We start from the raw sequence: 13,991 nt of genomic DNA on the forward strand, positions 1-13,991 counted from the left end.
CGGGGGCCTGTTGTGTTCAGAGGAAAGAAGGCATCTGCTCGAGCTCGACGACCGCGTCCGGCGGGAACGTCGCGGACGGCCCGTTGGGCCCTTCCTCCGCGCCGCGCAGGTACCGGTGCACGAACTGCTGGGTGGCGGTCAGAGCGTCCGCGCACTGAGCGGCCGTGATCTTGCCGTCCCTCAGGGCATCGCCCAGCTCTTCCAGATCCAGGACCTGGTACCGGGTCAACGCCGGCGGGAACAGCAGATCGACGTACATGTCGTGCACGATCAGGTCGTCCCCGGAGCGCTCGATCTCCACCAGGTCGACGTACCACCACCCCTCGACCGGCCCCTCGAACACGGCAGGCTTGGTGAGCTGGGCCGCCTCGTCGAGCAGCAGGTAACACCGATCGACAGTCGGCCGTCCGGCAACCTGGTACTCGGGCAGGATCCGTACGTCGTACGCGACAACTTCTCCGACCTGCCGCGCCGGACACCACTGCCCGGTCCGGTGCAGAACTCTCATACCGGCCGCGCACGAAAGATGATGATTCCGACGTACTGCGCGAGCCAGGCCTGCTTGTGCGGGTACTGCTGCTTCTTCTCCTCGGACAGTTGCGGTTCGAGGACTCGCTCGACCCGGAAACCGTTGTCGGTCAAGGAGTTGTGGATCGACGAGAACGTGTCGGTGGTGTGGGTGATGGTCACGTCCTCGTTCCACCGCGACGGGTACGAGTACGGGCCGACCGTGTGATACGCGTCCCCGAGCCGAAGCTCGTCCCGCTCGGAGCGTTCCACTGCCCAGCGGATGGGATGCGCCATCGAGACGACCAGTACGCCGTCGTCGGCCAGCAGCGACCGCACCGCGCGAAGGGTCCTTCCGCGGTCCTGCGCGTAGGCGAGGGACTGCAGGAACAGCACGACGTCGAAGCGGCGGCCGTTCAGCGCCGGGATCTCGTCGAGGGTCGACAGGTCTCCGGTCATCAGAGTGACGTCGGCGCCGTCAGGCGGTGTCAGGAACTGGGCGCCGACGTCGACGCCGACGGCTGCGGTCGCGCCGTGGTCGCGGACGAGTTCGATCGCCTTCTCGCCATTGCCGCAACCGATGTCCAGAACGGTCTTGCCCTCGACCGGGCCGATCAGGGAGCGTTGCGCGTCCCACTCCATCAGCTGGTCGAGGGAGTCTTCGCGGGCCCGGGATTGTTCGTAGTCGGTGGTCAGCGTTTGCCAGGGGTCCATACCGCGAGGCTACGACAGCCCCCGGGCTTCTCCGGGGGCTGTCGTCCAGACGTTGAGGTCAGACCTGGCCGGCCTTCTCCAGCGCGGAGCAGCAGGTGTTCACCAGCAGGCGTGTCACGTCGTACGGGTCGATGTTGGCGTTCGGGCGGCGGTCCTCGATGTAGCCCTTCTTGTCGACCTCGACCTGCCACGGGATCCGGACCGAGGCACCGCGGTCGGACACGCCGTAGCTGAAGACGTCGTGCGGGGCGGTCTCGTGCGCGCCGGTCAGACGTTCCTCGATGCCGTGTCCGTACCCCGCGATGTGCTCGTCGACCTTGCCCGGGGCACCGAGCGACTCGCAGGCGGTGATGATCGCGTCGTACCCCTCACGCATTGCCTTGGTCGAGAAGTTCGTGTGTGCGCCGGCGCCGTTCCAGTCGCCCTTGGCCGGCTTGGCGTCCAGCGTCGCGGCCACGTCGTACTCCTCGGCGATGCGGTACAGCAGCCAGCGTGCCATCCACAGGTGGTCGGCCGCCTCGACCGGACCCGCCGGGCCGATCTGGAACTCCCACTGGCCGGGCATGACCTCGGCGTTGATGCCGGAGATCGCCAGGCCTGCCTCGAGACACGCGTCCAGGTGCTTCTCGACGATCTCGCGGCCGAAGACCTCGTCGGCGCCGACGCCGCAGTAGTACGGGCCCTGCGGCGCGGGGAAGCCCACGGCCGGGAAGCCGAGCGGGCGGCCCTCCTGGAAGAACGTGTACTCCTGCTCGATGCCGAACCAGGACTCCTGCACGGCGTACTTCTCGGCGACCGGAAGAAGCTCGGCGCGACGGTTCGTCGGGTGCGGGGTGCCGTCCACGAGGTAGACCTCGCACAACACCAGCTTGTGGTCTCCGCCGCGGATCGGGTCCGGGCAGCTGAAGACCGGCTTGAGCACGCAGTCGGAGTTGTCACCCGGTGCCTGGTTGGTGCTCGAACCGTCGAAACCCCAGTCCGGCAACGCGGCGCCGTCGGGCAGAATCTTCGTCTTCGAACGCAGTCGCGCGCTCGGCTCGGTCCCGTCGATCCAGATGTACTCGGCTTTGTAGCTCACCCGTCGGTCCTTTCCTCACAGCCGAAGCATCGGGCGGTCCGGCCGGCCTGGTTCGACAGTCTCAACCGGCAATTTCGGGCCTGTTGATTCGATGTGACGGGCGTGTTAACCGCGACGTGACGTAGGCAACCCTGAAGGCTCTAGGGTCGTGGGATGACTGTGCTTCTGGCGATCGTTCACGCCGGCCTCGCCGCCGCCTGGGTGGGTGGGATGGCGTACTCGTTGTTCGTGGTGCAGCCGAAGCTGAAGAAGTACTTCGGGAAGGACCAGGAAGGCCGCGAGATGCTGACCGCGGTGATTGCCTCGGGCAACCGATGGAAGGTGATCGGGCTGATCGCCGCGATCGCGCTCACTGGTGGCGCGCTGCTCGCGATCAACCACGAGCACTGGTGGATCCACGCGATCAAAGGTCTCCTGCTGCTGATCGCCACAGCGATCTTCTGGTACGTCTCCTGGCGGCATTGGCCGCAGCGCGTGTTCGCGACCACGGCCGAGCTGCCGAAGCTGCAGGCGCGGCTCATCACGCTCGCGACGACGATGCTCGGTCTCGCGGGAACAGCCTTCGCGCTCGGCGTCCTCGCCGAACACCTCTAAGGACGCCGGCGGCGCACCGTAGCGTGCGCGGGCAGTTGTGGATCGTGGGTATTTTGACCTGGTGACCCGCCCCGCACATCCGTCGTCCACAGATCCCGCTGATCAACCCGCCACGTACGGCGAGGTGTTCGGCGTGGCCGAGTTCCGATGGCTGTGGCTGGCGCAGCTCGGGTCGGTGATCGGGGACCAGTTGGCCCGGGTCGCGCTCGCCGTACTCGTCTTCGACCGGACCGGGTCGGCCGGGCTGTCCGCGGTCACCTACGCGCTGACCTTCCTGCCCGACATCGTCGGCGGTCCGTTGCTGTCCGGACTGGCCGACCGCTATCCGCGCCGCCGGCTCATGATCGGCTGCGACGTCGCCCGGGCGGTGCTGGTCGCATTGATGGCAATCCCCGGCGCCTCGCTGTGGATCCTGTGCGTGCTGCTCGTCGCGGTGCAGTTGCTCGCGTCGCCCTTCCAGTCCGCCAGAGCCGCCCTGCTGCCATCGATCCTGAGCGGCGACAAGTACGTCCTGGCCAGCTCGGTGTCGAACATCACCGGGCAGGCCTCACAACTGGCTGGGTTCGTGACCGGCGGCACCCTGGTGGCGGCCTTCGGCGCTGGGAACGCATTGCTGGCCGACGCCGTCACCTTCGCGCTCTCGGCGGTCCTGCTGAGGCTCGGTGTTCGTGAACGCCCGTTGCCGGGGTCGACCGATGCGCGCCCGGGATGGTGGCCGTCGCTGTCGGCCGGCGCGCGCCTCGTCTGGGGCGATCGGCAACTGCGGTACCTGGTCGCGCTGGCTTGCGTCGCCGGTTTCTACGTAAGCATCGAAGGACTTGCCGCGCCGTACGCCGCAGTGGTCGGAGGCGGACCGGCCGCTGTCGGGATCCTGCTCGCCGCCAACCCGGCCGGGCAGATGGTCGGAATGCTGCTGCTGACGCGAGCCGCGCCGGCGCGGCGGCTCACGCTGATGGGCCCACTCGCGATCGGGTCCTGTGCGCCTCTGATCGGCTGTATCGCCGAGCCGGGACTGTGGGTGACCGTCGCGTTGTGGTTCGTGTCGGGGTTGTGTGCGTCGTACCAGCTGGCCGCGAGTGCGGCGTTCGTGCTGAACGTGCCGGACGCACAGCGCGGCCAGGCGTTCGGCCTGGCTCGCACTGCGCTGATCGTGTCTCAGGGAATAGGTGTGCTGGTCGCCGGGGCCGCTGCGGATCGGTGGGCGCCGTCCCTGGTCGTGGCGGCCGCGGGAATTCTGGGCTTACTGGTCGCGGCGGGCGCGGCGTACGGGTACGTCGGCGCCACGCGACAACCTGCATGATGGGTCACCAGTCGTTGTTCTGCATGGCGGCTGCCTCCTCTCGCGGGATCTGGGCGCATAGGTGTAAGCGCAGCGAGGTAATAACAGGGAAGCCATGACATTGCGTGCACATCACGGCTACTCTGTGACAAGGACCGACTGTGAGGCGGGGGTCTTTTCATGAGTATCCGGCATCGGCTGGCGCGCCGTCGCCTACGCCGACGTCAAGACGCGTCCTGGAGCCCGACCAGATGGGCATTGTGGTCGCAGCCCCGGAGCGTTCTCGGCTACGTCCTCGCGGTCGAGCTCATCACCGTCGTGGTCGTCGCTTCGACGTTCGACCTCGTCTCGGTCACCGGCGGTGACTGGATCCGGTTGCTGGTCCTCGCTGCCGGATCGGCGATCCATCTCGAAGCCGCCCGCGATATCGAGCGGCTGCGCAAGGTCGGCGCCGAAGGCATCCCGTACGTGAATCTCAAAGGGATGTGGACCTTCGCCGGTGTCCTCATCCTGCCTCCGCCGCTGGCGGTCGCGCTGATTCTCAGCACCTACGTGCATTCCTGGATCCGGGTACGCCGAGTTCCGCCGTACCGGTCGGTCTTCACCGCGACGACTCTCGTGCTCGCGGGCGCTGCAGGGGCCGTCGTCCTGGCGACGATCCGTCCCGGCGTCTACCCGGGCTACCCGTCCGGCCCGCTCGGACTCGTCGCCGTCGTCGCGGCCGGCCTGGCGTACTGGTTCGTGAACTACGCCCTGGTCGCCGGCGCGATCATGATGGCCAACCCCGACTCCCCGGGCCGCAACGCCCTCGGACGACTCTCGGACCAGCTGATCGTGGCCGGTTCTCTCGGACTGGGTGTCGCGACCGCCGCGTTGCTCCTCAGCCAGCCATGGGCCGTCGCAGTCCTGCTGCTCACCATCCTCGGTCTGCACCGCGCGCTTTTGGTCGAGCAGTTCCAGACGGCGTCACGCACCGATCCCAAGACAGGCCTGGCCAATGCAGCCTTCTGGCACGAGATCGCGCGTCGTGAGTTCGCCGGCGCCGAACGCACGAACTCCCGACTCGGCGTGCTCTATCTCGATCTCGACCACTTCAAGGCCATCAACGACACCTATGGCCACCTGGCCGGTGACGAGGCACTGAAGGCGGTCGCGGCCGAACTGCGCCACGAGGTCCGCGACAACGACCTGGTCGGGCGGCTCGGCGGCGAAGAGTTCGCCATCCTGCTCCCGCAGACCTCTGCGTCCGACACGGCGCTGGCCGCCGAGCGGATCCGGCGTCGCATCGCGGGTCTGACGGTCACCGTCGCCGCCCCCAACGGCCCGGTGCTGTGTGGCCCCATCACGTGCTCGATCGGCGCCGCGACGTACCCGGAGTCCGGTGCCAGCCTCGACGAGCTCCAGATAGCCGCCGACCTGGCCATGTACAAGGCCAAGGACGCCGGCCGGAATCGCGTCGTTGCCGCACCGGCCAACGGCGAGCTGCCGCCGTCCTGACCCCCGGCATCAGCCCGCAGCGGTAGGCGATGTTTGGGTGCCTGTGCCAGGATTGCGCTTCCCGACGGAGGTGATCTGGATGGCGCAGGAGGCATTGCAGCTGCTGGTCAGCATGCACCGAATCGTCAGACATCTGCGCCGGAGCAGGACCACCACGCTCCTGCACCCGACGCAGTTCCTGGCGCTGATGCTGATCGCCGACGAGCAACCGATCCGGATCGGCGAGATCGCCGCCCGGGTCCCGTGCTCGCAACCCACCGCGACCACGACGGTCGCGGGTCTGGAGGAGGCCGGTCTCGTCCGGCGCGAACCGGACCCCGTCGACGGTCGGGCGACTGCGGTCGTGCTCACCGACCTGGGTGCCCAGACGGTCGAAGCGTCCGGCCGTCAGGCCGCCGAGGAGCTCGCCAACCTCCTCAGCCGCCTCGACGACGCCGACCGCGCGCTGGTCCTGCAGGCAGGCGCGGTCCTGGCGCGCGTCACTGACGGTCTCTAACGCAGGCCCGGTACGACGGTCACCGTGTACGGCGGCGTACCGGGTGCGATGTCCAACTGGCTGTTCACCCACAGCAGCCGGCCGTTGTCGCGGGCGATCGTCGTCGGGGTCGCACCGGCCGCGCCAGGGCCCGAGTCCGCGACCAGCGTCGCCGCGGTCAGATCGTCGTTCAGGATGGCGAGCCGGGTGACGTACTTCCCGCCGCCGGCGTTGTAGACGGCGTACAGCCTGCGTCCTTCGAGCAGGTACCCGTCGCCGGACAGGATGCCGTTCGGCACGTCGAGGACGGTGACCTGCCGGGTGCGGAGGTCGATCCGGTACGTGACGTCCTGGCCCTGCTCGCCGACCAGGAGGACGCGTCCGTCGGTGACGATGCCGTTCAGGAAATACGGCGTCGGCTGGATCCGGTCGCGGGTGATCCACGGTTCGAGCTCGCCGAGGCCGTCGCGGGTGAGCGGCGCCCGCCAGATCTGGTTGTGCGCCGAATCGGTCACGTAGACGGCGTCGCCCGCGATCGTGAAGTCGTTCAGGAACGAGCCGTCCGACGCTTTCCGTACGTCGAGCAGCCGGCCGCGGGCGTCGTACAGGAAGAGCTTCGACGTACTCGCGCCGGCGACGAGGACCCGGCCCCAGCGGTCCAGGTGGATGCCGGTGGCCGCAGTACGTCCGTCGCTGCCGGCCGGCAGGAACAGGCTGAGGCGGGACGAGTGGGTGCTGCCGCGGTACACCGCGCCGGTGGCGACGCTGGTGACGTACATCGTGCCGCCGGGCGTCACCGCGATCCCCTCGAGGTTCTCGCCGGGGGTGGTCGAGACGACGTACTGCGTCGGTCGGTGGACGGCGCCGGCCTGCGCGGTGGCCGATGGGGTGGCCGCGGCGAGGACCAGGACGGTGAGGACTGCGAGACGTTTCATCGGGCCAGGGTGGAAGCGTACGGCGGCCGGTCGCGACCGGATTCGGCCTGAACCGAAGAGGTCTGGGCGGATGGCCTCGCGGCCGTCACAATCGAGGGATGTTCCGCGTCCACTTCACCGCGGCGGACCTCGGCCGGGTCACGTTCCCCACCGAGCCGCACCCGCTGTGGGAAGCCGCGCTCGCGGCCCGCGCGCTCGGTGACCGGGCGATGTCGCCGGTCGTACGACGCTGGCGGCGTACTGCGGCACCGCGGGTGCGGGGGTCGATGCGTCCGCTGTTCAAGCTGATCTCGCCAGGCGGGTTGTTCCCGGACTTCCTGATCCCGGAGGTTGGTGGGCCCGGTCTGGAGCCGGCGGTCGAGGCGTTGATGGAGACGCCGGCCTCCGTCATCCGGGACGAGTTGGAGCCGTGGCTGCCGCCTGAGATCGACCGGTACATGCGTGGGTTGCTGGACGGTCGCGCTGGTTCGCGGCGTGCGCTGGGCGGCGCGGTCCGGGACTTCCATCAGGAGGTACTGGTGCCTTCGTCGGGAGAGTTGCAGCGACGGTACGGCGCTGACCTCGGGATCCGGTCGCGGGCGGTCCTACACGGTGGGATCGATGCGCTGCTGTCGTCTCTGCATCCCGATGTCGAGTGGGCGACTCCGGTGCTGACGACGTGCGGGCCCGTCGACGACTGGATTGCGGACATCCACCTGAACGGCCGCGGACTCGAGCTCTATCCGTCCCCGCTGGTCTCCAACTGTCTCGCGATGGACAACCCTGACCGCCGTCCCGTTCTCGTCTACCCCTGCGCCGACCTGACCGAGCTGGACGATTCCGCCACCGACGCCCTCGCAGACCTCCTAGGCCGCACGCGCGCCGCCGTACTCCGTTCCCTCACCCACCCCGCCACCACAACCCAACTGGCCCGCCGAGTAGGCATCTCCCTGGCCTCCACCTCCGACCACACCAGAATCCTCCGAGCCGCCGCCCTGATAACCACCCACCGAACCCAAGGCACCGCCCTCCACGCCCTGACCCCCACGGCCCACAACTTGTTGACCGGGGCAACCGTCAAGTCTGTCGGCAGTCTTCCGGCACCCGCAGTCCCGCCATTGTGATTAGTTGCTCTCGACAAGATCCACAAGATGTTTCGGCTGTGGATAACAGAATCCCTTGGAAATAAGGGGGTTCTGGCTTTGAAAACTGTCGGTGGGGGTGTTTAGGCTTTGATGCATGGAGAAGCCGGCTGAGTTGATGAGCGATGCGGAGCTGGAGCGCGCTCTCGACCAGGCCGACGCCGACCTGGCCCGGATCGAAACCCGCCGGTTGCGGATCATCGCGGCGATGGACAAGTCCGGGTACGCCGAACGGGTCGGTGCCCGGGACATGGTCCAGTACGTGGAGTTCCGCTACCGCCTCGACCACGCCCGCGCCTACCGCGACGTCCGGCTGGCCCGTGCGCTGCCGAAGTATGCGGCGGTCGTCGCCGCGCTGCCCGACCCTGATGTGCCCGACGACGGTTCGGTGCCTGAAGTGCTGTTGCGGCCGGCGCAAGCCGAAGCGATCGTGACCGCCCTCGAAAAGGTCCCGACAACGGTGCCGGTCGCTGATCTGGAGTTCGCCGAAGAGGAACTGGTCCGCCTCGGCCGGCACTTGTCGCCGGCCGATCTGCGTGCGGCTGCCGAGCAGTCCCGCGACATCCTCGACACCGACGGCCCCGAACCGGAAGAGGACAAGGCCGCCGCCCGCGAAACCTTGACCTTGAAGACCGCGGACCGCGGCGTGAAGTTCACCGGCTACCTGGCCAACGAGAACGCCGAACTCCTCCGGACGCTCATCGTCACCGGCGCCCGCCCCCACAAGACCGTCGACGGGGAGCGCGACCCGCGCTCCCGCGAAAAGCGCCAGGCGGATGCCCTCAGCACCACGTTGACGCTGGCCGCCACCGCCCTCGACGCAGGCACCCCGTCCCCCACGATGCCGCGCCCCACCGGCAAACCAGCCAGTTCCCCGGAGACCGGCTCTCCGGAGACCGGCTCCACAGGGACTGGTTCCACGGCGTCTGGTTCTATTGCGTCAGGCTCTGCGGAGGCCGGTTCGCTGGCGACCGGCCCACAGCCTGGTGTGGCTGGTGATGTGGTGCCTGGGTTCGGGGCGAAGGCGAACCTCACCGTCACCATCGACTTCCAGGACCTGAAGGCGGCCACCGCGGACGCGATCGGGCAGACCGTCTACGGCAACGGGCTGTCGGCGGCCACCATCCGCCGATTGGCCTGCGACGCGAAGGTCATCCCGGTCGTGCTCGGCTCCAACTCCGAACCTCTGGACGTCGGCCGCTGCGAACGCCTCGTCACCAAGGCGATGCGCCGCGCCCTGAACACCCGCGACCGCGGCTGCGTCGTCTGTAATGCGCCGCCGGTCATGTGCGACGCCCATCACCTGATCTCCTGGATCGACGGCGGCGAGACCAAGGTCGAGAACCTCGCCCTGGTCTGTCGCCGCCACCACACCGACCTGCACCACGGCCACTGGACCATCACCATCACCAACGGCAAAGTCCACGTCACCAGACCCACCTGGGCCGACCCACCACCCCGCCATCCACACAAACCACCAGACGACGCAGCCCGGCCACACGAGCCACCGGGTGAGTCCCCCACGCCCTCGGATCCATCGGACGGCCAACTCACGTCCAGCGGCAACCCAAAGCCCCAAATCTCAACCCCAGCAGACGATCCGTGGGGTGACACCGCCACGCCCGCAGCCGCCGCACTCGGCGTGAGACCCAGCCGCTGGCACGCCGACGAACTGACCCGCGCGGAAGCCGCCCGGTTCGCGGTCTGGGGCGAGCGCACCCCGAACGACGCCGGCACCGGCCCGCCCTCCTTCGCCACAATCTGACCCCACCGGCTCTGCACGATCCTCGAGCAGGCCCGGCAGCCCGTCGCGCGCGTCCGTACCACGCCGCGCACGAGGCGTGCCGTGCCGGGACGTGGTGTGCACTAGTGGGTGGTGTGAGTGCGGGACTACGTCGGCGCCCGCAACCCGACTCCGGACGACGCGCACGCGCTACTCATCCCGCCGGGAGTGACGAACCCGAACCACCTACTCCTACCGTGCGACGTAGGCCGGGGAGGCGCGGGTGCTGTCGGGCGGGGCGTGCTGTTTCGGAGGATCGCGCAGTCCAACCGGTGGCGGTTTCCGCGGGGGATCGGATGATTGCCGACGTACGGCGGGCGCACCCGAGACCGCTCAGGTGCGCCCGTCGTACACAGGCCATGCGCTCAGGTGCCGACGGTTGCCGGCACCCCTGTTAGTTGCGGTTGAGGGTGAAGGTTGTGGTGGTGTTTTGGATGTCTTTGGCGTTGTTGGTGAGGGTTAGGTTGTTGAAGGTGACTGCGCCTAAGGCGGGGCCTTGGCCGGGTTCGGGGAGTTCGTTGGCCCAGATGCCGAAGCCGGACTTGGCGTCGAAGGCGTCGCCGGATTTGCGGGCGCCGGAGATGGTCGTGTTGGTGAAGACGGTGTCCGCGACCGGGAACTGCGGCTGGCCGCCGACGTAGTTCGTCTGGAACATGATCCCGCTGTAGGTCGGATCGACGATGTCCAGATCGTTGACGCGGATCCCCTGGAAGATCTTCGACGCCGAGAAGATCCACACCGCGGGGAACGCCTGGTTGCCCCAGAAATGCCCGCCGGACCGTACGACGGAGACGTTCTGGAACTGCGTCGGCGGAGTGGCTCCGAACCCGTTCATCGGGATCCCGAAGTCCAGGGAACTGATGGTGATCCCGGGGTACGTGAGCATGTCCGCGGCGTACAGGTTCCGGAAAACGTTGTTCGTCCCGCCGTACACCGCGAACCCGGCGGCTCGCCAGGTCAGCGTCGCGGACAGGTTCTCGAACACGTTGTCCCGGACCTCGCCGCCGCCGTTGTCGGTGGCGTTGAACAGCGCGAAGCTGTCGTCACCCGTCGACCGGGCGTCGTTGTTGCTGACCGTGTTGCCGGCCGACCCGTTCGTCATGTTGATGCCGTCGGCAAACGTGTCCCGGATCCGCGAGTTCTTGATCGTCGAGGTGTCGGTGTTCGAACCCCAGTACATGCAGACCATGTGCTCGACCCAGATGTTGTCGATGGTCATGTTCGCCGTACCCGAGAAGTCGAACACCTTGCCGGGCCCGTCGATCCGCGACGTGTAGTTGCCGAGGTACGCGAACCCGCTGAACGTCGACCCGTTCGCCGACGCCTCGGACCGGAACCCGACGTCGGTGTTGTCCTGCGTGGTCGGCGCGTGGAACCGGGTGAACCAGGGCCCGGCCCCGACGATCTTGACCGCCTTGCCGTACACCTGGAACTTCGACGACGTGTCGTAGTCACCGGCGGGCAGGTACACACCCTGCAGGTTGCTGTCCTGCCGCACCTGGTCGAGCGCGTTCTGCACGTCGTGATGGGTGAAGCCGGCCGGTGTGACGAATCCCGCGCCAGGGTTCGGGACCGGCGTCGCAGCCTCGGTGTCGAGGAAGTCGATCGTGTACGTCAGGCTGTTCGCCGGATCCTTCTGCAGCCGGATCTTCGTCCCGGCCGGGTAGGTCTGGCCGAGCATCAGGTTGGCCTCGTCGTAGATGTGCCGCGCCGGACCTGACCCCGGCGAGTTGTTCGGCGACGCCTCCGCGCCGTACAGCCAGGCGTGCTTCGAGGTCAGCGGCAACGTCTTCGCGAAGCTGCCGTTCACGTAGACGCTGATCGACGACGTCTGCCCGCCGCCGCCCGACGAGTCCGGCATCGAGAAGCGGGTGACGAGCGTGTTCGTGCTGGCGCGGGTGGTGAACTCGACGTACGCGCCGTTCGAGCCCAGCGTGACCGCGCGGCGCCCGGAGGCTTCACCGGCCAGGTCGCCGATCGTCCGGTTCGGTCCGATGACGGACGCGCCGCCGCCGACCGCGGCGTCTTCCGCCTCGAGGTGGTCGTACGGCATGTTCGCGCCGCGACCCACGAAGAACGGCCGCTCACTCGTGTTGTTCGAGCGCTTCACCGGCAACTCATTGGCGTCGTCCGCCAGCACCACACGCACGGTGTAGCGCCCGTTGGTGGCCGTCCAGTTGCCGAGAGCAACAGTAGGTGTGGTCGCGCCGGCCGCGATCGCACCGTTGTACGAGCCCGTCAACGTCGTCACGACGGACGATCCGTTCAGCACCGTCAGCGTGATCCCATGCGCACCAGACGCAGAGGCGACACTGCCTTGGTTCTTCAAAGACACGGAGAACGCGACAGCGTTGCCGGCGGACGGGTTCCCAGGCGTCCAGTTCACCGCCGCCGCGACGAGGTCGGAGCTCGCCACGGGGGTCACCACGAGCGGACCAGCAGCGGCCGCCGTGTTGTTCCCGTCGTTCTGCTCGATCACTGAACCACCCTCGTCGACCTTGGCGCTCAACGCGTACGAGCCCGCGTCGCGCGTCCCGATCGATGCGCTGACCGTCGTCGACGCCCCGGCCGCGAGCGCGCCGACAGCCGCCGTACCGACCTTGGTCGTGCCGAGGTAGAAGTTCACGTCGGTCGCCGCGGAGCCCGCCGTGCCGCCGTTGTTCACCGTCGCACGGACCGTGATCGCGTCGGTCTCGACCGGCGACGTGGGTGTCCACGAGACGTTGGAGGGCGTGAGATCCGGGTTCGGCGCCGGTACGCCGAGCACCTGCAGCTCAGCGACCTGCCCGGCCGGTGCGCCGGTGTTCCCGGTGAAGTTCAGCCGTACGTCGGCCACTCGCGCGCTGACCGGGATCGTCACGCTGTTGCCGCTCGCTGGGTTGAAGTCGTAGCCGGCCGAAGCAACGATCGTCGTGAAGTTCGACGAGCTCTGCTCCCGCCCGAGGATCGAGAACGTCTGCGTCCGCGGTCCCCACGCCGGATCGAGGCTGAGCCGTACGACGATCGAGCTGAGGTCCGCGTTCGCGCCCAGCTCGGTGGTGAGCGTGGCCGGATTGGCGTTGCCCTCCCAGTACGTCGTCACGTCGTCGTCGTTCGCGTTCGCCGGGACGTAGGTGAACGTCGACCCGGACGCGCTGATCGGCTTGTGCAGCGCCAGGTTGCTGCCCGGGCCGCCGCTGCTGTTGCGGGTGACCGTGTTGCTGTTCGCGGACTGGTTGCCAGCGGCATCTTTCCCTCGAACGGTGTACGCGATCGACACGTTGACAGGCTGGTTGTCCGTGTACGTGAGCACGTTGCCGGCCACGCTGGTCCGCAGCTGACCGTTCGCGTAGACGTCGTACCCGGTGACGCCGACGTTGTCGGTCGACGCGCTCCAGGTGAGTTTGATCTGCCCGGCGCCGGGTTCGGTGAAGGCCAGGTTGCCCGGGGCGGTGGGAGCCTGGGTGTCACCGGTTGCCAGTCCGTAGACCTCGAGTTCGGAGAGCTGTCCGGCGGGCCAGCCGGTGTTCGCGGTGATCCGGATCCGGACGTACCGCGTGGTGGCGGTGCCGTAGTCGACGGTCACCGTGTTGTTCGGCGGGCTGAACGTGCGCGCCGCGGACGCGGACAGGTCGGTGAAGTTCTGCCCGTCGGTGCTGCCCTGGATCGCCAGGGTCTCGTCGCGGGCGCCCCAGTTCGCGGTCGGCAACTTGAGCACGACCTGGTTGGTCGCGACCGACGTACCGAGATCGACCTGGACCCACTGCGGGAACGCGTTGTTGGCGCTCTCCCAGTAGCTGCTCTGGTTGCTGTCGGTCACGTTCGACGCGGCGTAGTTCTGGGTGCTGCTGCTGGCCGACGCGGCCTTACCGGCGGCGAGATTGGGACCGGCGAGTACGGCGGCCTGCGCGGCGGGCGCCGGCCGGACGAGTGGAGCGGCCGCGAGACTCGCGGCCAGCAAGGCGGTCAGCAACCGCCATTTCGGGATTCGCATGGGTCTCTCCTGGTGGGCGGGACAGGGAAGAGCCG

Annotated in this window: 11 protein-coding genes; 6 read left to right on the plus strand and 5 right to left on the minus strand. The window is 68.2% G+C overall.

Annotated features, from left to right (window positions below):
* Positions 1–16 precede the first annotated feature (16 nt).
* From EV649_RS30140 to glnII, 3 genes are read right to left on the minus strand one after another with little or no spacing between them, the layout of a single operon-like run.
* Positions 17–508 (minus strand): hypothetical protein, encoded by a 492-nt coding sequence (locus tag EV649_RS30140; RefSeq protein WP_130386981.1) that lies wholly within the window; start codon positions 506–508, stop codon positions 17–19.
* The gene (locus tag EV649_RS30145; protein WP_130386982.1) at positions 505–1,221 is read right to left on the minus strand and encodes a class I SAM-dependent methyltransferase; all 717 of its coding nucleotides are present in this window, start codon (positions 1,219–1,221) and stop codon (positions 505–507) included. Before EV649_RS30145 ends, EV649_RS30140 begins: the two co-directional genes overlap by 4 nt.
* Positions 1,222–1,279: 58 nt before the next feature.
* Positions 1,280–2,299 carry a glutamine synthetase gene (gene glnII, locus EV649_RS30150; protein WP_130386983.1) on the minus strand — a complete coding sequence of 340 codons (1,020 nt, stop codon included), beginning with the start codon at positions 2,297–2,299 and terminating at the stop codon, positions 1,280–1,282.
* Positions 2,300–2,452: 153 nt separating this feature from the next.
* Between glnII and EV649_RS30155 the strand changes: the two genes are divergently transcribed.
* From EV649_RS30155 to EV649_RS30170, 4 genes are all read left to right on the plus strand, one after another.
* On the plus strand, positions 2,453–2,893 hold the full coding sequence (locus EV649_RS30155) for a hypothetical protein (protein ID WP_130386984.1): 441 nt from the start codon (positions 2,453–2,455) through the stop codon (positions 2,891–2,893).
* 61 nt (positions 2,894–2,954) lie between these two features.
* Positions 2,955–4,193, plus strand: a complete 1,239-nt coding sequence (locus tag EV649_RS30160) for an MFS transporter (RefSeq protein WP_241998818.1) — start codon at positions 2,955–2,957, stop codon at positions 4,191–4,193.
* A 159-nt stretch (positions 4,194–4,352) separates the two neighbouring features.
* Positions 4,353–5,669: a GGDEF domain-containing protein gene (locus EV649_RS30165; RefSeq protein WP_130386985.1), complete on the plus strand. Its 1,317-nt coding sequence runs from the start codon at positions 4,353–4,355 to the stop codon at positions 5,667–5,669.
* A 79-nt stretch (positions 5,670–5,748) separates the two neighbouring features.
* Positions 5,749–6,165: a MarR family transcriptional regulator gene (locus EV649_RS30170; RefSeq protein WP_130386986.1), complete on the plus strand. Its 417-nt coding sequence runs from the start codon at positions 5,749–5,751 to the stop codon at positions 6,163–6,165.
* Here the strand turns inward: EV649_RS30170 and EV649_RS30175 are convergent.
* A complete protein-coding gene (locus EV649_RS30175) occupies positions 6,162–7,079 on the minus strand; it encodes a superoxide dismutase (RefSeq protein ID WP_130386987.1) in 918 nt (305 codons plus the stop codon). The two genes, EV649_RS30170 and EV649_RS30175, sit on opposite strands and share 4 nt — an antisense overlap.
* 98 nt (positions 7,080–7,177) lie before the next feature.
* On the opposite strand from EV649_RS30175, the gene EV649_RS30180 reads away from it, so the two are divergent.
* Both EV649_RS30180 and EV649_RS30185 read left to right on the plus strand, forming a co-directional pair.
* On the plus strand, positions 7,178–8,182 hold the full coding sequence (locus EV649_RS30180; RefSeq protein WP_130386988.1) for a winged helix-turn-helix domain-containing protein: 1,005 nt from the start codon (positions 7,178–7,180) through the stop codon (positions 8,180–8,182).
* Between the two features lie 115 nt (positions 8,183–8,297).
* Positions 8,298–9,965, plus strand: a complete 1,668-nt coding sequence (locus EV649_RS30185) for an HNH endonuclease signature motif containing protein (RefSeq protein WP_130386989.1) — start codon at positions 8,298–8,300, stop codon at positions 9,963–9,965.
* A gap of 412 nt (positions 9,966–10,377) precedes the next feature.
* Here the strand turns inward: EV649_RS30185 and EV649_RS30190 are convergent, their stop codons facing one another.
* Positions 10,378–13,956, minus strand: coding sequence for a discoidin domain-containing protein (locus tag EV649_RS30190; protein WP_130386990.1), 3,579 nt, complete (start codon positions 13,954–13,956; stop codon positions 10,378–10,380).
* Positions 13,957–13,991: the final 35 nt, after the last annotated feature.

The organism is Kribbella sp. VKM Ac-2569, assembly GCF_004216905.1.
Lineage (GTDB): Bacteria > Actinomycetota > Actinomycetes > Propionibacteriales > Kribbellaceae > Kribbella.